Source organism: Methanosarcina sp. KYL-1 (assembly GCF_024372725.1).
GTDB lineage: Archaea > Halobacteriota > Methanosarcinia > Methanosarcinales > Methanosarcinaceae > Methanosarcina.
The window spans coordinates 245,136-265,458 of record NZ_VOUA01000002.1; the positions used below are offsets into that span (position 1 = coordinate 245,136).

Annotated in this window: 17 protein-coding genes; 16 read left to right on the forward strand and 1 reads right to left on the reverse strand. The window is 49.1% G+C overall.

All coding sequences use genetic code 11. The features are described 5' to 3' along the window. Positions 1–77: 77 nt before the first annotated feature. From acnA to FTO70_RS03160, 9 genes are all read left to right on the forward strand, one after another. Positions 78–2,894: an aconitate hydratase AcnA gene (acnA, locus tag FTO70_RS03120; protein ID WP_255334230.1), complete on the forward strand. Its 2,817-nt coding sequence runs from the start codon at positions 78–80 to the stop codon at positions 2,892–2,894. Between the two features lie 581 nt (positions 2,895–3,475). Continuing rightward, positions 3,476–4,543 (forward strand): citrate/2-methylcitrate synthase, encoded by a 1,068-nt coding sequence (locus tag FTO70_RS03125; protein ID WP_255334231.1) that lies wholly within the window; start codon positions 3,476–3,478, stop codon positions 4,541–4,543. Between the two features lie 304 nt (positions 4,544–4,847). After that, positions 4,848–6,116, forward strand: coding sequence for a UbiD family decarboxylase (locus FTO70_RS03130; RefSeq protein WP_255334232.1), 1,269 nt, complete (start codon positions 4,848–4,850; stop codon positions 6,114–6,116). A gap of 105 nt (positions 6,117–6,221) precedes the next feature. Next, complete coding sequence (locus FTO70_RS03135; protein ID WP_255334233.1) at positions 6,222–7,445, forward strand: aconitase X catalytic domain-containing protein; 1,224 nt, start codon at positions 6,222–6,224, stop codon at positions 7,443–7,445. Continuing rightward, positions 7,432–7,866, forward strand: coding sequence for a DUF126 domain-containing protein (locus FTO70_RS03140; RefSeq protein WP_255334234.1), 435 nt, complete (start codon positions 7,432–7,434; stop codon positions 7,864–7,866). Before FTO70_RS03135 ends, FTO70_RS03140 begins: the two co-directional genes overlap by 14 nt. 233 nt (positions 7,867–8,099) lie before the next feature. Beyond that, the gene (locus tag FTO70_RS03145; protein WP_255334235.1) at positions 8,100–9,230 is read left to right on the forward strand and encodes a site-2 protease family protein; all 1,131 of its coding nucleotides are present in this window, start codon (positions 8,100–8,102) and stop codon (positions 9,228–9,230) included. A 226-nt stretch (positions 9,231–9,456) separates the two neighbouring features. Beyond that, positions 9,457–10,596 (forward strand): TIGR04013 family B12-binding domain/radical SAM domain-containing protein, encoded by a 1,140-nt coding sequence (locus tag FTO70_RS03150; RefSeq protein WP_255334236.1) that lies wholly within the window; start codon positions 9,457–9,459, stop codon positions 10,594–10,596. A 745-nt stretch (positions 10,597–11,341) separates the two neighbouring features. Next, entirely contained in the window at positions 11,342–11,500 is a 159-nt protein-coding gene (locus tag FTO70_RS03155; RefSeq protein WP_255334237.1) for a hypothetical protein, read from the forward strand. Between the two features lie 15 nt (positions 11,501–11,515). Then, positions 11,516–11,695 (forward strand): hypothetical protein, encoded by a 180-nt coding sequence (locus FTO70_RS03160; RefSeq protein ID WP_255334238.1) that lies wholly within the window; start codon positions 11,516–11,518, stop codon positions 11,693–11,695. Positions 11,696–11,829: 134 nt separating this feature from the next. On the opposite strand, the gene glmM is transcribed toward FTO70_RS03160, so the two are convergent. Beyond that, positions 11,830–13,176 carry a phosphoglucosamine mutase gene (glmM, locus tag FTO70_RS03165; RefSeq protein WP_255334239.1) on the reverse strand — a complete coding sequence of 449 codons (1,347 nt, stop codon included), beginning with the start codon at positions 13,174–13,176 and terminating at the stop codon, positions 11,830–11,832. Between the two features lie 308 nt (positions 13,177–13,484). Here glmM and larE point away from each other — a divergent pair, with 308 nt between their 5' ends. The 7 genes from larE (at position 13,485) to FTO70_RS03200 (ending at position 20,322) form a co-directional block, all read left to right on the forward strand. Next, on the forward strand, positions 13,485–14,357 hold the full coding sequence (larE, locus tag FTO70_RS03170; RefSeq protein ID WP_255334240.1) for an ATP-dependent sacrificial sulfur transferase LarE: 873 nt from the start codon (positions 13,485–13,487) through the stop codon (positions 14,355–14,357). 104 nt (positions 14,358–14,461) lie between these two features. Then, a complete protein-coding gene (locus tag FTO70_RS03175) occupies positions 14,462–14,932 on the forward strand; it encodes a GNAT family N-acetyltransferase (protein WP_255334241.1) in 471 nt (156 codons plus the stop codon). A gap of 62 nt (positions 14,933–14,994) precedes the next feature. After that, a complete protein-coding gene (locus FTO70_RS03180) occupies positions 14,995–15,543 on the forward strand; it encodes a DUF531 domain-containing protein (protein ID WP_255334242.1) in 549 nt (182 codons plus the stop codon). Between the two features lie 257 nt (positions 15,544–15,800). Continuing rightward, positions 15,801–15,959, forward strand: coding sequence for a hypothetical protein (locus FTO70_RS03185; RefSeq protein WP_255334243.1), 159 nt, complete (start codon positions 15,801–15,803; stop codon positions 15,957–15,959). Between the two features lie 46 nt (positions 15,960–16,005). Next, positions 16,006–17,187, forward strand: a complete 1,182-nt coding sequence (locus FTO70_RS03190) for a cysteine desulfurase (protein WP_255334244.1) — start codon at positions 16,006–16,008, stop codon at positions 17,185–17,187. Between the two features lie 256 nt (positions 17,188–17,443). After that, on the forward strand, positions 17,444–18,148 hold the full coding sequence (locus FTO70_RS03195; RefSeq protein WP_255334245.1) for an ATPase domain-containing protein: 705 nt from the start codon (positions 17,444–17,446) through the stop codon (positions 18,146–18,148). A gap of 302 nt (positions 18,149–18,450) precedes the next feature. After that, entirely contained in the window at positions 18,451–20,322 is a 1,872-nt protein-coding gene (locus FTO70_RS03200; protein ID WP_255334246.1) for a type II/IV secretion system ATPase subunit, read from the forward strand. The last annotated feature ends 1 nt before the right edge of the window (position 20,323 follow it).

A 20,323-nucleotide genomic window follows, 5' to 3' on the forward strand; every position in this document is an offset into this window, starting at 1 on the left:
CATACGTGATGTGAGAGAATTCATGCATGAGATAAGAGATTTCATATTTTTACATTCATACTTACTGGAGGAAATACATGAGAGTAGGTCCTGACCCATTTGGAGTAAGAGACAGCATCGAAACAACTGCCGGAGAAGTAACGGTTTACCGATTGAAAAAACTTGAAGAACAGGGTTTTGAGGGAATTTCTTTGCTCCCCTATTCCATCAGGATCCTGTTGGAGTCCCTGCTCCGACATGCGGATACTGACAGGCACGTCATAACTGAGGAGGACGTGGAAGCCCTGGCCCGCTGGAGCCCTGAAAACATAAGTGAAAGAGACATACCGTTCATCCCGTCCAGGGTTATCCTGCAGGACTTTACAGGTGTCCCTGCGGTAGTGGACATTGCGGCTCTCCGCTCGGCCATGAAGCGCCTGGGGGGCGACCCCGGAAAAATCAATCCTGTAATCCCTGCCGACCTGGTCATTGACCATTCGGTCCAGGTAGACTATTACGGGACAGCTTACTCGTTGAAGGAAAACGAAAAAAAGGAGTTCGAACGCAACACTGAAAGGTATTCCGTCCTCCGATGGGCCCAGGAAGCCTTTGACAACTTCAGGGTCGTGCCCCCGGGAAGAGGCATCATCCACCAGGTGAACCTGGAATACCTGACCCCCCTCGTGCACCTGAAGGAAAAGGAAGGAGAACTGGTTGCGTTTCCGGACACCCTTGTAGGGACCGATTCCCATACAACCATGATCAACGGGATAGGAGTTCTCGGCTGGGGAGTAGGAGGAATCGAAGCCGAAGCCGTGATGCTCGGGCAGCCCTATTACATGCCTGTTCCGGAAGTAGTGGGCTTCAAGCTCTACGGGAAACTGGAGCCGGGAGTTACAGCCACTGACCTTGTCCTCACAATTACCCAGATGTTAAGGAAACACGGGGTCGTGGGCAAATTTGTGGAATATTACGGCCCGGGCCTGAGCAGCCTTAGCCTTCCGGACAGGGCAACAATCTCCAACATGGCCCCCGAATACGGGGCAACCCTCGGGATTTTCCCGCCTGATGCCGAAACCCTGGACTACCTGCGGAGAACCGGCAGGAGCGAGGAACAGGTCGCCCTTGTGAAAAAGTACCTGGAAGCCCAGGGCCTCCTCTACTCGATCCACGAACCTGAACCCATTTTCAGCAGCACCCTGGAACTTGATATGGGCACGGTAAAGCCCTGCCTTGCAGGCCCGAAACGCCCCCAGGACCGGATTCCCATAGGCGAGATGCCTGAAAGTTTCCACGAAACCATGCGGCAGACTTTTGCCCGGAAAAAAGAAACCGGAGTTGACCTCAACCGGGACCCTGCCTACCAGCGCTGGACAGGAGAAGGCGGAGGCCAGCTGGAAACCGGGAAGCCTTATGTCAGGCAGGTACAGGGATATGCAAAGTACACGGAAACCCTGGAAAAGGCATTCAAAATCACCCATGGTTCCGTCGTGATCGCATCCATCACTTCCTGTACCAACACCTCGAACCCCTCGGTCCTCATAGGCGCAGGGCTGCTCGCAAAAAAAGCCGTGGAAATGGGCCTGAGGGTGAAACCTTACGTGAAAACAAGCCTGTCTCCGGGTTCAAGGGTAGCTACGGAGTACCTCAAAGCTTCAGGCCTTCTGCCCTATCTGGAAGCCCTGGGTTTCCACCAGGTGGGCTATGGCTGCACTACCTGCATAGGAAACAGCGGGCCTCTGCCCGAATACATAGCAAAGGAAGTTGAAGAAAAAGACCTGACCGTCGCAGCCGTGCTCAGCGGGAACCGGAACTTCGAAGGCAGGATCAATCCCCTTGTCCGGGCCAACTACCTGGCCTCCCCTCCCCTGGTAGTCGCCTATTCGATTTCCGGGACAGTGGACATCAACATGGAAACCGAGCCCCTGGCGTATGACCCTAACGGGAACCCTGTCTATCTGAAAGACATCTGGCCGGCAGAAGAGGAGATAAAAGAAGTCATTAAAAGCGCAGTCAAACCGTCCATGTTCGAAAAAGAGTATTCGGGTGTCCTGGAAGGCACGGAACTCTGGAAAGAACTGGATGTCCCGACAGGTACCCTCTACGAGTGGAACCCGAAATCCACCTATATCCAGGAACCACCATATTTCGTGGACTTCCCGCTTACGGTCCCGGAACCGGGAGATGTCAGAAACGCCAGGGTACTGGCCCTCTTCGGGGACAGCATAACCACGGACCACATCTCCCCGGCAGGAGATATTGCTGAAGAAGGGGCTGCAGGCAAGTACCTGATTTCCTGGGGCGTGGACCCCGAAGACTTCAATTCCTTTGGCTCCCGCAGAGGCAACCACGAGGTAATGATGCGGGGGACTTTCGGGAACATCCGGCTCAGGAACAGGCTTGTCCCCAGGGAAGGCAGCTGGACCGTCTACCATCTCCATGAAGGGAGCATGCAGCCCGGACTGCCCGAAGAGATGACAATCTACGACGCTGCAATGCTGTATGCCGACAACAACGTCCCCCTGATCGTAATCGCAGGCAAGGAATACGGGACCGGCAGCTCAAGGGACTGGGCCGCCAAGGGCACCTTCCTCCTTGGGGTAAAAGCAGTGATCGCCGAGTCCTTCGAACGCATCCACAGGAGCAACCTGGTGGGCATGGGAGTCCTTCCCCTGCAGTTCAAAGAGTGGGAGAATTCAGAGACTCTTGGCCTCACAGGAAAGGAAACCTACGACATCCTGGGCATCGAAAGCATGGAACCGGGAGGAGAACTTACCGTGAGGGCGCGGGACGAAAAGGGAGGAGAAATCGATTTCAAGGTAACTTTGAGGCTGGATTCGGCTGTGGAAATCGAATACTACAAGAACGGCGGGATTCTGCACAGGTTCCTGCGGGATAAGTTAAAAGAAAAGTAAGGTCCCTGCAGAGGATGTAAGGAAGAGTGAACTACCACTCCCTGTCTCCTTCGGAGTCAAGGATGGGGGTTTCCAGCCTGCGGAGACAAAAAAGGAGATTTTGAGAGAAAAATCAATCATTGGTGCCCCTGAATTCCGGAATACGGATTTTTCAGGGGCCTTTAAATATTCAGAGAAGATTTTTTCTTTTTTATTCCCCTGTTATTTTACGGTCCATTATAGCCTTTTAATCCCCGCCCGAACCGGATGAGGAACTTTTCACATCATTTGGGAGTTTTGGAATGTTATGTGCAAGGAACTCATACAGTTAGCACGGAATATGGTTTTTCGGCTTAACTCCACGGCTTCCCGAAAATAAAAAAAATATAATAGAAAAGAAGTGAATTTACAATTTCAACAAATTTAATATACTTATTCGACGATAATAGAAGTGCATTATTGCCCTAATTTTCGGGCCCAAAAGAAGAGGCTGTTTAGCCTCGATTAAGGTCCCTTTTTATATAACTGTTTCACTTGTAATCAGAGGATTCCCCAAGTTTCAAAATTTTTTGAGATCCTCTAGGCAAACTGTGAGGTATAAAATGAGTAAAAATATATGTTTCATAGACGGGTTGGAGGGTATCCTGAAATACAGGGAAATCGACGTCAACGAATTAGTTGACCTTCCCTATGACGCAATTTCCTATTTGCTTATCCAGGGAGAACTCCCGGGGGAGCAGGAGCTTGCCGAGTATTCAGCCCGCCTGCGTGGGGAGAGAAAAATAGATGGGAGGGTAGTGGACGTTATACGCATGTGCAATTTCGATATTGATGCCATGGAAGCGCTGCGTACAATAGTATCGTTCATGTCACAATTCGACCCGGACCTGAACGACAACTCCCCTGAAGGGAACATGCGAAAAGCCGTACGGTTAATTGCCAGGATCCCTACCATCGTTGCGACATACTACAGGATGGCAAACGGAAAGGAACCGATTACTCCTGACCCTGCCCTTTCCCATGGGGCCAATTTCCTCTACATGATAAGGGGAAGCAAGCCGGATGCACTGGAAGCAGAAATTCTTGAAAAGGACTTCATTCTCAGTGCCGAGCATGAACTGAACGCTTCTACGTTTTCGTCAAGAATTACGGCATCGACCCTTTCCGACCTTTATTCGGCCATTGTTTCCGGGCTCTGTACCCTCAAAGGCCCGCTCCACGGAGGAGCCAGGACAGAGGTTATGACCATGCTTGAGGAAGTCGCCTGCCCTGAAAATGCCGAGGAGTTCGTCCTCGGGAAGATCGAAAGGAGAGAAAAAATTATGGGCTTCGGGCACAGGGTTTACAAGACCTACGACCCGAGAGGCAAGATCTTCAAACAGCTTGCAAAAGAACTTGCGGAAACAAAGGGAGACATGCACTGGTACGAGACAGCCGAAGCAATCGAAAATGTTGCTATCCGCGAACTTGTGGAAAAGAAGGGAAAACCGATCTACCCGAACGTTGACTTTTACTCGGGAGTCATTTACAAGTACATGGAAATCCCTCCCCAGCTTGCAACCTCGATCTTTGCCATAGGCAGGGTCTCAGGCTGGATCGCTCACTGCTTCGACCAGTACGAGAGGAAAAAGATCATCAGGCCGAGGGCTTTTATGCTTGACGAATGTTAAAATTTCGCCAGGAAATCCCTACCCTGAAAAAGAAGAGTAACATAAAACCAGGTAAAATAAAACCAGGTAAAATAAAAACTGAAAACCAGAACAGGGCAACCGAAAAACCATAACGGAATTTCGGGCAGGAAATCCCTGTTCCCATGTTTTTATCTCTCATAATTTTGAATTTTTTGAAAATATGATCCTGAACCCCATAGAAAAGGAGAACATCAGGACATTATTATCCCACAACCGGATAAATTTAGATCTCAAATCAGATAACCTTTTTATCATCTGACAGCTTTTTGGAATCCAGATACCCATGAGTTTTAGAAATTTCATCCGCCAGTTGAAAGAAAGCGGAAAACTGGTAGAAATTCAACACCCCGTTTCCCCCAGATTCGAAGCTTCGAGAATCGCAAAACAAACGAAAGCCCCTGTCCTTTTCCATGACGTTTCCGGCTCAAAGGTCATCATGAACCTGCTTGGGTCGAGGGATGAACTGGCTTCCATGCTTGGAGTCCCAAAAGAAGAAATTATCCGGAAGCTATCGGAAGTTTCCCCCGAAGGCGAAGTCAGACTCGTATCCGGGTCTCCTACCCTTGAGGTTGTGGAAGAGGAAGTGGACCTCACGAAACTTCCCATTCTCACCCATTTTGAAAAAGACGGCGCCCCCTACATCACGGCAGGCATTGTTGTGTCCGAATACGGGGGCACGATGAATGCCTCCATCCACCGCCTCATGCTTGTGGGAAAAGACAGGCTCGCAGCCCGCCTGGTCCCCCCGCGGCACACCTACATCCTGCACAAAAAAGCTGTGGAAAAGGGCGAGCCCCTGCCTGTTGCGATCGTGCTGGGCTGTGACCCGACCATCATCTACGCAACGTCTACTCGGGTTCCGGTCGGAAAAGAGTTTGAGTATGCAGCAGCCCTCCGGGGAGCCACTGTGGAACTTTTCGAATGCGAAAACGGGGTAAAGGTTCCCCATTCCGAGATCGTGCTCGAAGGCTACATCGATCCCGTAGAAAGGGTCAACGAAGGGCCCTTCGTGGACATCACCGGGACCTATGACCTGGTCAGGAAAGAGCCCGTGATCAGGATCACCCGCATAATCCACAGAAAAGACCCTGTCTACCACGGGATCCTGCCCGCAGGTCCCGAACACCTCCTGATGATGGGCGTGCCTTACGAGCCGAGGATCTTAAGGGCTGTCGGGGAAGTCACCACTGTCAAAAACGTGGTGCTGACCGAAGGAGGATGCTGCTACCTCCACGCAGTGGTCCAGATAGAAAAACAGACGGAGGGGGATGGGAAAAATGCCATCATGGCAGCCTTTGCCGCCCATACGAGCCTGAAACATGTGGTAGTGGTGGACGAGGACATCAACATCTTTGACCCAAATGACGTCGAGTTTGCGGTAGCCACACGGGTCAAAGGGGACATGGACATCCTTATCATCCCCAACGTCCGGGGCAGTTCCCTTGACCCCCGGGGAGCCCCTGACGGGACGACAACTAAAGTGGGGATTGACGCCACAAAGGTCCTTGTCGAAAAAGAGAACTTCGAAAGGGCAGGAATCCCGGAAGAATGAGCTTTTTGAAAAATGAACTCTTGAAAAATGAGCCTCTTGATGAATGAGCTTCTTGATGAATGAGCTTCTTGATGAATGAGCCTCTTGATAACAGAGTGAGTTTCCATGTACCTTACTAAAGAAGAAGAGCAGACCTTAAACGGGGAAGCCGGCGAGACCCTCAGGCAGGCTATTGAGATCCTGGTGGCTCTCGGGGATATCTACGGGGCGGACCGGCTGATCCCGATCAAAAGCGCCCAGATTGCAGGCGTCTCCTACAAGACCATAGGGGATGCCGGCCTGGAATGGATTTCGGACCTGGAGGGCAGGGTAAAGGTCCCGGCAATCCTGAACCCTGCAGGGATGGACCTGGAAGATTGGAAAAGGCTCAGGATTTCCCCTGAATTTGCAGAAAAACAAAAAGCAATTGTCAGGGCTTACGAAAAGCTCGGGATCCGCTGCGAATGCACCTGCACTCCCTATACCCTTGAAGGCTTTTCCGTGGGCTACGGCGACCACCTTGCCTGGAGCGAGTCCTCGGCTGTCTCGTATGCAAACTCCGTGATAGGAGCCCGGACAAACCGGGAGGGAGGGCCGTCAGCCCTTTCGGCAGCCCTCCTGGGAAAGACTGCAAACTACGGCTTTCACCTGGACGAAAACAGGGTTCCTGCAGTCTCAATAAAAGTGGAGTGCCCGCTTGAGGGGTCTGATTACGGAGCTCTCGGGTATGCGGCAGGCAAGGTCGTGGGGAGCAGAGTGCCTCTCTTCTACCTCCGGGACACGCCGGGAAAAGACGAGTTAAAAGCCCTCGGAGCGGCAATGGCCGCATCCGGAGCCGTTGCCCTCTACCATGTTGACGGAGTTACCCCCGAGGCAAAAAAAGTTACCTTTGAAGTCCCTGAAGAAACAATCGTAATTGAAAGAAGCCAGATAGACGAGGTTTATGAAAGCAGGGGAGGGGCAGGAAAAGAGCCCGAACTTATTACTATCGGCTGCCCCCACTGTTCCGCAGCCGAACTCAGGCGAGTGGCCGAACTCCTGGAGGGGAAAGCCGTTTCAAAGGAAACCTGGATTTTTACCTCACGGGAAATTGCAAAACGCTATCCCGAATATGTTGGGACCATTGAAAAAAGCGGAGCAAAGGTTGTCTGTGACACCTGTATGGTGGTCTCGCCCGCTACCAACAGCTACTCCTGCGTTATGGTAAACTCTGGGAAGGCCTTTGCCTACGTCCCCGGGATGTGCGGCGCAGAAGCCGTGTACGGAAGCATGGAGACCTGTATAGAAGAAGCAACCTGCACGGAAAAGGCAGCTGGAAAGAAGGAAAAAAAGGCAGGTGGTTCCCATTAAGCTGAAAGGCAGGACGATTGCCCGGGGCTGTGCCGAAGGAGAGGTGCTGCTCTCAAAAGACCCGATCTCTTTCCTGGGAAGTGTGGACCCGAAAACCGGAATCGTGGTCGAAGAAAAACACGCCCTGGCAGGAAAATCTATCAGGGGAAAGGTCCTCGTCTTCCCTCACGGGAAAGGTTCCACAGTGGGTTCCTATGTAATGTACCAGCTGAAGAAAAACGGGGCGGCTCCTGCTGCGATCATCAATCTGGAAACCGAGCCAATAGTGGCTGTCGGAGCCATAATCTCGGAAATCCCGCTTGTGGATATGCTGGAAAAGAGCCCTTACGAAGTGTTAAAGGACGGGGACCTTGTCCGGGTGGACGGAAGCGGGGGATATGTAGAAGTCCTTGGCAGGAGTGCAGGTAATACGGAAAACTGACCATGCTTTAACCCTGACCTTTTCGACTTCATATACAAAAAACATTTAAGAAGAAGAAGACGAAGAAGAAGAAAAGAAAAAGAAGAAGAAAAGAAAAAGAAGAAGTCGGCTCAAAACCCTAAAAATCTGGACCCGGACCCGAAATAAATAAGTCCCGGAAAAGAGTTGAGAACAAGCAATAGGAAAAGAGCTGAAAACGACCAACTAAAAATAAAAACCTCAAACTCAGAGATATGAACCCTGAAATTAACCAGGAAACAGAAGACCGGACGAAGAACCCTGAAAAGTTCAATGCGCAAGAAACGGTTTCCCTTGCCTATCCTTTTATTAGAATGGTCTTTGACGTATACGAGATCCAGAACTCGGGAAAAGCCCTCTATTTCTACGGGACACCGAAAGCCGATGCTGAACGGGTCATGGGGGAGCTCTGGACGCCCTTCCAGAAGCTGGGGCTTGAGTTTACCCTGAAATACGAGCTTGGGGAACATGTCCTGATGGTGGCCCCTGCAAAAGAAGTGCGGGAGAAAATATGGGTTAACCTTGCCCTTCTCGTGGCAACCATCTTTACAACCATGATTTCCGGAGCCGTGATGTTCGGAGTTGACCTGGTAAACGAGCCCATGCAGTTCTTCCGGGGCTTTCCCTTCACCCTTGCGATCATGGCCGTGCTCGGGTCCCACGAAATGGCCCACTATGCAGCTGCAAGGTACCATGGGATGAGGACCTCCTTTCCCTATTTCATCCCCTTTCCCACATTCATCGGGACCATGGGAGCGGTAATCAAGTACAGAGGACCGATTCCCAGCCGGAAAGCCCTCTTTGACGTGGGGATTGCAGGGCCCCTGGTGGGGCTGGTTGTCTCAGTCGCAGTCACCGTAATAGGGCTCACTCTGGAGGCACCACAGATCACCCCGCTGCCTAACGTCCTGATGCTTGACCTCGGCCTTCCTCCCCTTTTCATGATCATCCAGAAGCTTGTCGGGGCCACTGGGGAGAGCCTGCACCCGGTAGCTTTTGCAGGCTGGGTCGGAATGTTTGTGACCCTTCTTAACCTGCTCCCTGCAGGCCAGCTTGACGGGGGGCATGTGCTAAGGGCAATGCTCGGGAAAAAGGCAGCCACGATATCTTCCCTGATGCCGCGGGTCCTGCTCGTGCTGGGAATTTACGTAAGCTACGGGATGAAGGAGGACGGAGCTATCTGGATTTTCTGGGCACTCTTCCTCTGGGTTTTTGCGGCAGCCGGGCACCCATCTCCCCTCCAGGACAAAATAGAACTGGACAGGAAACGCGTCCTGGTCGGGGTCATTACCTTTGTACTCGGGCTGCTCTGCTTTACCCTGGTCCCGTTCAAAGCCATTGGCTGAAGTTCTCTACGCATGGAGCGAAAAAGCCAGAGAACAAAGAAAGTATATGGTTACAAAAACACATTGCTTCACAGCATATATTAAGAAATATGCAAAGTATCACAGGTTTGTTCAGGATATAAACTCTCAACCGATTTGCTTGACAGCTTCGAATTTACTTGTTATTCTAAAACCTCCTATGATGCCCACCCTTTCCTTTGAACGCCCTGTAAAAAAGGTGAAAAAAATGGACGTGAATTTCCGCTACAGCAAAAAGAACTCATACAGCTTTGCGGTTCTCTCACCCCTGCTCCCGGAAGCCGGGTTTACTGACAGCCCCAGGAACGGGGTAATGATCTACAGCTTTACCACGCTGCAGGCGGCAAAAGTATTCAGAGAAGTGGAAAATGCCGGCACGGATTCCGTCTTCATTGCAGGGGGCCCTCACCCTTCGGGGGTTCCCGAGGAGACTCTTGAGTATTTTGATTATGTTGTGCTTGGAGAAGGCGAAGAAACCCTGCCGGAACTCGTAAGGGTGCTCCTGCAGGGCGGAGACCCCGGGAACGTGAAGGGAATCGCATACAAAAAGCCCGGAGGCGAGGTTGTCAGGACCCCTGAAAGACCCCATGTGAACCTTGACGCCTATCCCTGTTTTGACCCGCAAAAGCTCCGCGCCCCTATTGAAATCAGCCGGGGATGCCCGTGGGGGTGCAGGTACTGCCAGACCCCGCGGCTTTTCGGGCGGGAAGTCCGGCACCGGAGTGTCGATTCCATCCTGAGAAATGCGCAGCACTACAATGACCTCCGCTTCATCGCTTCCAATGCCTTTGCCTACGGAAGCGACGGCATCAGGCCCAGGTTTGACAAAGTGGAAAAACTGCTTTCGGCCCTGCATACCCTGCCCGATAAAAAGATCTTTTTCGGGACCTTCCCTTCCGAGGTCCGCCCCGAATTCGTGACCGATGAGTCGGCGGAACTTGTGAGGAAATACTGCACAAACAACAGCCTGAGCCTCGGAGCCCAGTCCGGAAGCGAACGCATCCTCAAAGAAATCCGGAGAGGACATACTGTGGAAGATAGCATCGCAGCTGTTGAGTGCTGTCTTGAGCATGAGCTTGTGCCTGCAGTGGACTTTATCTTCGGGTTTCCCACAGAAACCGAAGAAGACCAGGAAAAAAGCCTTGACCTGGTCCGCTGGATCTCCAAAAAAGGAGGCACAGTCAGGGCCCACTACCTGACCCCTCTTCCCGGAACCCCTTATGAATCCGCCGTTCCCACGGATGTCAGCGACAAAGTAAGGAGGGAACTTGGAAAACTGGCCCTTGAGGGTAAGCTTACAGGCTACTGGGAAAACACAGGAAATCGAAAACGTAGAAAGTCTGGCTGAAAAATAGAAGTATGCATGAAAAAGAGAAAAACTGGCAAGAAATAGAAAGAAGATTGTACCTTTCAGAAAAAGAAATCTTTGGCAAAAGGTAGGCGGCAAAGAAAATCTCTGAAGAAGTAAACCTTCGGCAAAGGAAAATCTGGAGGAAATTAAATGAAAGGATTAGAATTAGTGCCGGCAATTGCAGGTCTGTGGAAGGAATGCCAGCATTCCTGATTCCAATCCCTTTCCGTTTTTGACTTAACACCCATTTTTGATCTGGGAGGCATTATTCAGGTCTCTTTCGTTCCAGGCTTATTTTAGACCTGTTCATCATTTTTACCCTTAGTCATTTATTTAGCCGGATTCCTGCTGATTTCGGTTTTTGATCCCGTTTTTACGAGTTATGTTCATTGATCCTGTATTCTGTTGTTACGAAGTCTGTTCATTGACCGTGTATTGTCTGTTTATTGATCTTGTATTGCAGGAGTTGATCCTGTATTCTGTTTTTACAAAGTATGTTCATTGATCTTGTATTGTTGGGTCTGCTCTTTTGAGCATGTACATTTTGAGCTTTCTGCTGCTTGTTTAGTTTAGGAGGCGCTCATAATGGCATACTGATTTGCATGATATGTTTTGCGTTTCAGTCCCCAATAGTAATAAAGTGTCCAAAGTATTTATAATTTGTTGTTATTTATTTTAAATTATTACATACAGAACAATACAAAATGTATGAATACTTGCAGACAACTCCCTTCAAGTTCAAATGATAAAACCTAAAATGGAAGACCGGAAAACTACAGGTAGCAGCAAAAAAAGGAAAAGAAAAGGTGAATCCGGTCTGGGAGCAACAGAGCTAATACGAAAGATAAAAAATATTCCAGATAAAAAATCAATTAATTTGAAAAACTATTTAAGATTTTGAGCTTAATTTCAGAACATGTCAAAAATGAAATTTGATCCAAGAATCATACTGGGAGCCTTAATGATCCTGACAATGGGGCTCTGGTTTGCAGGAATCACTCTAGAAAAATATTTCTGGATTTCTGCGGGGTTGTTTCTACTGTATAACATATATTCATTGGCCAAAAAATTGAAACCTTTATACTCAAAAAAATAAAGAAGAAAAGCCTTCTAAGCTTCAGGTCTTTTGAGTAAACTCTTCCTTCAGCCGAGGCTTCACGTGAACTAACCCCCCTGCCAGTCTTCGGCTGTCGGTGACGGGGACTTCTTGCCTGCGAAGTTAAAGGAGTATCAGGCCTCTTCGGCCCGGAGGACCATTTCAAGCCCCCGGTTCATGAGTTCTTCTGCCCTTTCCTGGGTTTTTGCTTCTGCGAAGATACGGAAAATAGGCTCCGTGCCCGAAGGGCGGATCAGGACCCAGCCTCCTTCATACCAGAGTTTTACCCCGTCGATGGTGTCCATTTTCAACCCCAGGCCTGCGGCCTCGGTTTTGACCATTTCCATAGTGACCGCCGGTTCCTTTGAAGGGGTTTTTGTCTTTGCATTGAAGTATTCGGGCACACTTTTTGCCAGCTCGGAAAGCTTTTTTCCTCCGGCAAGGATCTCCAGGATTTTGGCGCAGGCCATGGCCCCGTCCCGGCAGTACTGGTGCTCGGGGAAGATAAGGCCACCGTTGCCCTCTCCCCCGAAAACTGCATCGATTTCCATCATTTTGCGGGCGACGTTAATGGAGCCTACAGCGGTCCAGTGCAACTGTACCCCTGCTTCCTCTGCAACATCAGCCATGCGCTGGGAAGAGCTTACAGGGGTGACGATCGGGCCTTTTTTCTTTTCGAGTACGTACTTTGCCATCATGGCAAGCAGGACTTCTTCGTTTATGAACTCCCCGTTCTCATCCATGAAGACTATGCGGTCTGCGTCCCCGTCGTGCGCTGCCCCCAGGTCTGCCCCGGTCATTTTCACAAGTTCGGAAAGCTCGGGGAGGGATTCCGGGGTGGGCTCGGGGTTCCTCCAGGGGAAGGTCCCGTCGGGCTGGGCACCCAGGGTCAGCACCTCGCAGCCCAGGGCTTTGAGCAGGAAGGGAAGAGTAAGAGAGCCTGCTCCGCAGCCAGTGTCAGCCACGACCCTGAACCTCCGGCTGCGGATAGTTTCGGCATCCACGGAGCAAATGATGTTCCGGAGATAGTAATCATTGACCCCGGAATCGGTTTTGAAGTCCCCGGTCCTTTCCCAGGAGACAGTGGCATACTCTCCTGAAAAGTAAATTTTCTCGATTTCCCTTTCCCCGTCCCGGGGAAACTCCGAGCCGTCCCCTGCAATCAGTTTAATCCCGTTGTATTCCCGGGGGTTGTGGGACGCCGTAATAACGATCCCCGCATCGGCATAGTCCCGCACATAGTACTGGACAGAAGGAGTGGGAGCCTCTCCCACATCAATCACGCTCAAGCCTGTAGAAAGAGCTCCTGCAATTGCGGCAGACTTCAGCATCTGGCCCGAAATCCGGGTATCACAGCCAATGGCAACCGTGCCTTTCGAGCCCATATAGGTCCCAAGGCTCCTTGCCACATTGACTGCCATTTCAGGGGTGATGTATTCGTTGGCGATACCGCGTACACCGTTTGTTCCGAATAATGCCATGTAAGGTCTCCGTCTCCAATGATCTGCCTGTAAATTTAGCTCCATTTCAGGCAAATTACGTTATCGATAAATTCCAGATAGAAAAATTCCATATCTGTAAAATTGCATTAAGGTAGAAATCCACTAGAAGTAATTATGGAAACATTTCCGGGGCACTTTTATTTAAAGAGTCCGGTCAAACCTGAAAGGGAACCATTATCTAACCCCTCATGATTCCCTCCCCAAGTTTAGCTAATTCTGATTACTGTCAGGTATCTGATAATACGGCTGGCAAATACATATATCTTATTAGTTAAAATCCGTTATTAATGGACATTGAGAAGATCAGGAAGATAAAAGAGGCAATTAAAGCTAAAGAAAGTGCAATTATTGCTTTTTCAGGGGGAGTGGACAGCACAACTCTTGCAAGCCTGGCCCTTGAAGTGCTGGGGGACAGAGCCCTTGCCATAACCATTGACTCCCCGCTTTTTCCCGGGCGCCAGCTTGAAACCGCTGCCCAGACAGCCTGTGAAATCGGGATTCAGCACAAAGTCATACCTTTCTCCCAGTTGAGCGTCCCTTACTTCTCCGCAAATACGATTAATAGGTGCTATTTCTGCAAAAAAGCCCTGCTGGAGACCCTGATAGAATTTGCAGAAAAAACAGGGTATAAGGTCGTGATGGAAGGCACGAACGCCTCGGAAATAAAAGGAGAAAACCGTCCGGGCTACCGGGCCGTGCTTGAAGCCGGTGAGAAAGTCTCTTCTCCCTTTGTGGAATTCGATGTCACAAAAGAAGAAATCCGGGAAATTGCTTCATCTCTCTCCCTTTCGGCTGCTCGAAGGCCTTCCGCAGCCTGCCTTGCCACGCGCTTCCCCTACGGGCATCCAATCACGACTGAAGAGCTCCAGAAAGTGGAAAAAGCCGAAGAATATCTCTTTTCCCTGGGTTTTACCCAGTTCAGGGTCCGGGTGCATGCAAAACTGGCCCGGATAGAGGTTATTCCCGAAGAATTCGAGGAAGCCCTGCACAGGAGAGAAAAGATTTCCAAACACCTGAAAGCCCTCGGCTTTGACTACATAACCCTGGACCTTGAAGGCTTCAGGAGCGGGAGCATGGACGAACCCTATCTAAAAAGGGTGACCGGAAAAGAAGAAAAAGAAAAAGAAGAAAAAGAAGAAAAGCCTGAGAGGAGAAATTGAAAGGACAAGAGCCTGAGAGGAGAAATTGAAAGGACAAGAGCCGGGGGAAAAACCTGAAGATCTTGATAAACCTGAAGAACCAGAATCGAAAACGGGATTATTTAATGGACATGACAGAAACTCTCATAAGAAAAGCTGAAAAAAAAGATTTACTGACCATCCAGAAGCTCCTTTCCACCTATTTTCTGGATATGGAAGAGCTTGAAGCAGAAGACTTCATCCTGGCGGAAAAAGACGGGAAAGTTATCGGGTGTGCCGCCCTGATAAAGAGGAGAGGAAATGAGACGGATTTTCAGGAGATCCATTCCATTGCGGTCCATCCAAACTTCCGGGGAAAAGGGATAGGAAGAGAGCTTGTAGAACACCTTATTAAAAATGACCCCGAACCTGCCCTTGAATTATATGTCAGGACGACTGCTCCTGGCTTCTTTGAAAAACTCGGTTTTGAAAAACTGCCTGACCCTGAAAAGCTGCGGCTCTGGGAAGACTGCAAAAAATGTGAGCATTTTGGAAAATGTGCCCAGCAAGCGCTGAAATTTTCCTGCAGGTGTAAAGGAGAGGTAAAACAACCATAAAACAGACAAACATAAAACAGGCCGGCGCAGGTTAACGAAACATTATTTTACAAAAAAGCCCAATGAAGCCCCTTATGCTCACCCTGGGAATCGTAAACACTTATGATAAGATCAAAATTCTCGACGCTCACTACCGTGCAATCGCAAGAGCTGCACCCATCTGCCATGCCTTTGGCTTCCACCTGGCCCTCTATGACTTTCCTTTCAAGATGACTGCAGAAGAACTGGTGACCTTTGTGATGGATAAGACCACAATAGGAGAGTCGGGAAGCTATCTCAAAACCCTTTTTGAAACCAACCGCCTCTCAGTATCCGACCTCCCAAAGAAAGGTTTTCCGTCCCAGTTCGGAGAAATCGTAATCACCACCTCAAAGCCCGACCCTAAGAGACAGGTCACGCCCGTAAAAATTGCTGAAGAAGCTCTCAGAAACCGTTCTTTTCTCTTCCTGGTAGGGCTCGGGCGAAAAGGGCTTCCGAAAGAGTTGTTTGAAAGAGGAAAATACCACCTGGACATTACCAGCAAGGGGCTCTCCCTTGAGACCTGCACGGCAATCGGAGCGATTCCGGCTCATCTTTCAGGGCTAATGGCTAACCTGGAAGCAAAAAAGTAAGTTAGAGAGGAAAAAAGAAAGTAAGGCAGGAAAAAAGAAAGTTAGAGAAGAAAACCTGAAAACGCCCTGAAGTCATTCATTAGAAAATTTTCCGGAATAATTATATATTACAATTACCAATTAATATTGTACTGTGGGAAAGACCGACGTTTGTTGTGTTCTTGCGGGGTTTTTTGCTTCCTTAGAACTGGAATTGTAACCCTGCGGGCCAGACGTACTCTTTGAAGAGACAGGATGAACTTTGTGAGTGAATTGAAATGAGTGAGTTAAATATAGAATACAGAAAACGGAACGAGTGTGGAAACAAGGGTCGTGCAAGCGGCTACCATACCGTTGTAAAGGGCTGTACTGACAGCCTGGACACAGATGAATTAGACCTTTACCGCTTTATGATAGGCGGGATGCAGGGAAAATAAAATAACCTGCACAACCTTTTTTTATTTCTCATGCTTAGAAAAAAGCATGTATGACGTATATGCGGTCCGTGAAGATTTTCCGGTTTTAAAAGAAGTCGTGTACCTTGACAGCACCGCGACAACCCAGACCCCGGTGCCGGCTGTCGAAGCCATGGTAGAATATTTTTATAAGTACGCTGGCAATCACGGGAGAGGAGCTCACCGCCTTGCCCGGGAGACTACAAACCGCTACGAAGACGCCAGGGAAACTGTTGCCCGTTTTCTCAATTCCGAACCTTCAAAGACCATTTTTACGAAAAATACCACAGAAGGGATCAACCTCATTGCAAACAGCTACCCCTGGGAAGCAGGAGATCACATAGTAACAACCCAGATAGAACACCATTCAAACCTCCTTCCCTGGCTGCGCCTGCAAAAGGTAGGGGTAAACGTAACCATAGTGGGCCCGGACAGCAAAGGCAGAATCGACCCTTCAGTGATAGAAAGTGCGATCACAGACAGGACGAAGCTTGTTGCCGTAACCCATGTCTCGAATGCCCTGGGCTCCGTCCAGGACGTGGACAGGATTATAAAACTTGCCCACAGGAACGGGGCACAAATCCTTATTGACGGCGCGCAGTCCGCAGGCCATATGCCTGTTGACCTGAAATCTCCTGGCTGTGACTTTTTTGCTACGGCAGGGCATAAAGGGCTCCTCGGCCCCCAGGGCACGGGCGTCCTCTATGTAAAAGAACCGGAAATGCTCGAAAGCGCCTCAGTAGGAGGCGGTACGGTCTCGGATGTCCGTGGACTTTCCTATCTACTTGAGCCGTCCCCTGCCTGCTTCGAAGCCGGGACCCCTAACATCCCTGGTATTATAGGGCTTGGAAGGGCAGTAGAATATGTGGAAAAGATCGGGGTAGAAGCCATCGAAAAACATGAGAAGAAACTTGCACAGGATACTGCAAAAAGGCTTTCAGAACTTGAGCATGTGGAAGTCTACGGGCCGAAAGACCGGGCAGGAGTGGTGCCCTTCAACGTCCGGGGGCTGCATTCCCATGACGTTGCCCTGATCCTTGACCAGAGCCGGAAAATCTGCGTCCGGAGCGGGCACCACTGTGCAATCCCGAGCATCCGCTTCCTGGGAGTGGACAGCACGGTCAGGGCTTCCTTTGCCCTCTACAACACGGAAGAAGAAGTGGATATCCTGGTGCGTGCAGTAGACGAGCTCAGGGCTCTTGTAAGCTGAATAGGCTTTTTCCAGGCTACTTTTAGGAGCGTGGAAATCCCTCAAAAGGGGTTGCAATCCGTGCCATATCCGGGCGTATAATCTCTTAATCTCTTTTTTTTAAAGGATTCCAGGGACATTTTCAGGGAAGCCTGTACTATACATTCACAGATTATATTTAATATGAGAATTTTATATAGAATTCCATACACATCAAAATTTATTGAATTTCTCCTTTAAAACTTTCCTTGAAAAATAAAATCACCGGAGCATTACAATGGAGCGAATAACCAGCGGAATAGAGGAACTTGACCCCCTCCTCGAAGGCGGCTATCCGAAAGGAAAAGGAATCCTGATCACAGGATCTACAGGTTCGGGAAAAACGATAATGGGAATCCATTTCCTGTACAGCAACTGTTCCTCAGGAAAGAAGGGGCTTCTGGTTCTCACACGAGAACTTCTGGAGGACGTGCTCCTTCAGGCAAAGACCCTGGGGATGGATCTCGAGCCTTTTATTGATTCCGGGATGCTTGTGGTGGAGAATATTTTTCAGAGCAGGATTCAGGAAGCTATGCTTTCATCCCGCCTGGGAAAGGGGCTCGAACTTGCAGAAAAAGACAGGGTGGGCCGAATTAAAATCCTTTCCGAGAATGCCGATGCCGTGGTTCTGGACAGCCTTGCTGCCCTTTCCAGTCTGCAAAAATGCCCGGGAAACGAACCCCTTAGCAAATTCGGCCTTATTTACAGCGTTCTGGCAGAACATAAATGCACATCCCTTTTCCTCATGGATGAAAGCATGCACAACAGGGTCCACGGTTTTGCAGACAACCTTGTTTTTGGAAAAATCGAGCTTAAACTTAAGGAAGACAGCGCAAGCGGAAAACTCTCACGCTCTCTTTCAGTCACAAAGATGCGCGCAACAAAATCACCTCCGGGAAACGTCCTTTTTGAACTAACATCTTCCGGAATCAGAATAAAATGAAGCAAGAAGAGTCCCTGAATATTGAAGATTTTTAAATAATTTAGCTTTTCACACCTCAAAAAGAGATAGTTTAAATACGAATACAGAGATAAAAATTTTAATATAATACTGTAGAATTGAAAATAGAACTTTAATCTGAAATAAGGCTCAAAAACGGGGACAAAAGAGAATCATCGATAGAAATTGAAGGATAAAGACGCGCAGGGTTATAAAGAAATTTAATTGGATAAGCGGGCAGATCGAAAGATTTTATAAGATGTTCTTCTCTATATAACTGATGGAGACATCCGGAGGTAGAGAGTATGGATGATGGGAGTATAGTTGGGAGTATAGATGAAAGAATAGAGAAAAGTAAAGATGGAATAATATACGGGAGTATAGTTGAGGGTATAGACGAAAACACAGACGGGAGTATAGTTGAGGGTATAGACGAAAACACAGACGGGAGTATAGGTGGGAGTGTAGACGAAAGCATAGGCGGGAGTATAGTCAAGAGTGCAGGCGACATTAAAGAAACACCTCAGAAGAACAGCTTTTTTTCGGGTTTATTTGGGAAATCAGGCAACATTAACTCGATATCAGAATTATTTGAAAAGGTTAAGAGCCATTTTGAAAAACCCCTGAACACTCTTCCGGAATACGACCCTGAAAAGGATGGCCCACTTACGGTTTTTGAAGTGCCTGAAGGCATGAAGGAAATAGAGAGGTACTGGCTCCATGAACCATATGCCTTTGTTTCGGTTCTCGAAGACCAGAGAACAAAATATTACAGGCTAATAGAACCTGCCCTGACAAAGTTTGAAAAAGAACTGCTTGACCGGATCTATGAGGACTTCCAGGACATCATGATCCTGAACCCTACTACTTCCAGGTTCGAAAAAGAAGCACTTCTGATTGATAAAGCTCTCTACCTTCTCGAACGCTATAAGGCTGAGCTTTCGGTATCAGCCATTCACAGGATCATATATTACCTGCGAAGGAACCTGCTCGGCTATGAAAAAATCAACCCTCTTCTCTATGACCCTTATATTGAAGACATTTCATGCGACGGGGTGCAAATCCCTATTTACCTTTACCATACAAGATATTTCAACATTGAAAGCAACATTGCTTTTGAAGAAGAAGAACTCGATTCCCTTGTCATCAAGATGTGCCAGCTGAACAACAAGCACATCTCCGTAAGCCAGCCCATCGTGGATGCGACAATCCAGGACGGGTCAAGGCTCCAGGCAGTCCTCGGAAGGGAGATTACACCCCGGGGCAGCACGTTTACGATCCGTAAGTTCAGGAAAGACCCGATAACTCCTATCGACCTTCTGAATTTCAAGACCTGCGACCTTGAGATGCTTGTTTATTTCTGGCTTGTCATCGAAAACGGGTATAACCTTCTTTTTGCAGGGGGAACGGCGTCCGGAAAAACTTCAATGCTCAACGCAACATCCCTTTTCATGCCTTCTACGGCCAAGATCGTTTCCATTGAAGACACCAGGGAACTTTTGCTCTATCACGACAACTGGGTTTCCGGGATCGCAAGAGAGAGTTTTACTGCTGATGCTGCAGGAGAAGTCTCCATGTACGACCTCCTGAGGGCTGCCCTCAGGCAGCGCCCGGATTATATTATTGTGGGTGAAGTAAGGGGCAGCGAAGCCCTTACCTTATTCCAGGCAATGTCTACAGGGCACGCAACAAGTTCAACCATGCACGCAGGAGATGTCCAGACCGTTATAAACAGGCTTACCCACGAGCCAATCAACGTGCCCCACCTGATGCTACAGTCCCTGGACGTGCTCAGCATTCAGGAACAGGTGTATATCGATGAAAAAAGGGTGAGGAGAAGCCGGAGCCTTGTGGAAGTCCTTAACGTCGACCCCGAAACCGGAGACCTGAGCATAAACGAACTATTCAACTGGGAACCTTCGGGAGACTGTTTTATCAAAGTAGGGGACTCTTACCTCCTGCAGGACATCATGCATGTTCGGGGCTGGGACACCGGGAAGCTGCGGAAGGAAATAGAGAACAGGATGAAAATCCTGACCTACCTGTACGAGAAGAACATCAGGAATTACATACAGGTTTCACTTGTGGTCCAGGCATATCAGAGTTATCCGAAAATGGTTATGGAATCGATTGAAAATGATACTCTGCAGGGTATGATCGAAAGTATGATGAAGTGAG

Bases quoted from the DNA above. Each gene is read 5' to 3' on its own strand.
- acnA (WP_255334230.1), top strand. From the start codon at position 78: ATGAGAGTAGGTCCTGACCCATTTGGAGTAAGAGACAGCATCGAAACA.
- FTO70_RS03125 (WP_255334231.1), top strand. From the start codon at position 3,476: ATGAGTAAAAATATATGTTTCATAGACGGGTTGGAGGGTATCCTGAAA.
- FTO70_RS03130 (WP_255334232.1), top strand. From the start codon at position 4,848: ATGAGTTTTAGAAATTTCATCCGCCAGTTGAAAGAAAGCGGAAAACTG.
- FTO70_RS03135 (WP_255334233.1), top strand. From the start codon at position 6,222: ATGTACCTTACTAAAGAAGAAGAGCAGACCTTAAACGGGGAAGCCGGC.
- FTO70_RS03145 (WP_255334235.1), top strand. From the start codon at position 8,100: ATGAACCCTGAAATTAACCAGGAAACAGAAGACCGGACGAAGAACCCT.
- FTO70_RS03150 (WP_255334236.1), top strand. From the start codon at position 9,457: ATGGACGTGAATTTCCGCTACAGCAAAAAGAACTCATACAGCTTTGCG.
- FTO70_RS03155 (WP_255334237.1), top strand. From the start codon at position 11,342: ATGATAAAACCTAAAATGGAAGACCGGAAAACTACAGGTAGCAGCAAA.
- FTO70_RS03160 (WP_255334238.1), top strand. From the start codon at position 11,516: ATGTCAAAAATGAAATTTGATCCAAGAATCATACTGGGAGCCTTAATG.
- glmM (WP_255334239.1), bottom strand. From the start codon at position 13,176: ATGGCATTATTCGGAACAAACGGTGTACGCGGTATCGCCAACGAATAC.
- larE (WP_255334240.1), top strand. From the start codon at position 13,485: ATGGACATTGAGAAGATCAGGAAGATAAAAGAGGCAATTAAAGCTAAA.
- FTO70_RS03175 (WP_255334241.1), top strand. From the start codon at position 14,462: ATGGACATGACAGAAACTCTCATAAGAAAAGCTGAAAAAAAAGATTTA.
- FTO70_RS03180 (WP_255334242.1), top strand. From the start codon at position 14,995: ATGAAGCCCCTTATGCTCACCCTGGGAATCGTAAACACTTATGATAAG.
- FTO70_RS03185 (WP_255334243.1), top strand. From the start codon at position 15,801: ATGAGTGAGTTAAATATAGAATACAGAAAACGGAACGAGTGTGGAAAC.
- FTO70_RS03190 (WP_255334244.1), top strand. From the start codon at position 16,006: ATGTATGACGTATATGCGGTCCGTGAAGATTTTCCGGTTTTAAAAGAA.
- FTO70_RS03195 (WP_255334245.1), top strand. From the start codon at position 17,444: ATGGAGCGAATAACCAGCGGAATAGAGGAACTTGACCCCCTCCTCGAA.
- FTO70_RS03200 (WP_255334246.1), top strand. From the start codon at position 18,451: ATGGATGATGGGAGTATAGTTGGGAGTATAGATGAAAGAATAGAGAAA.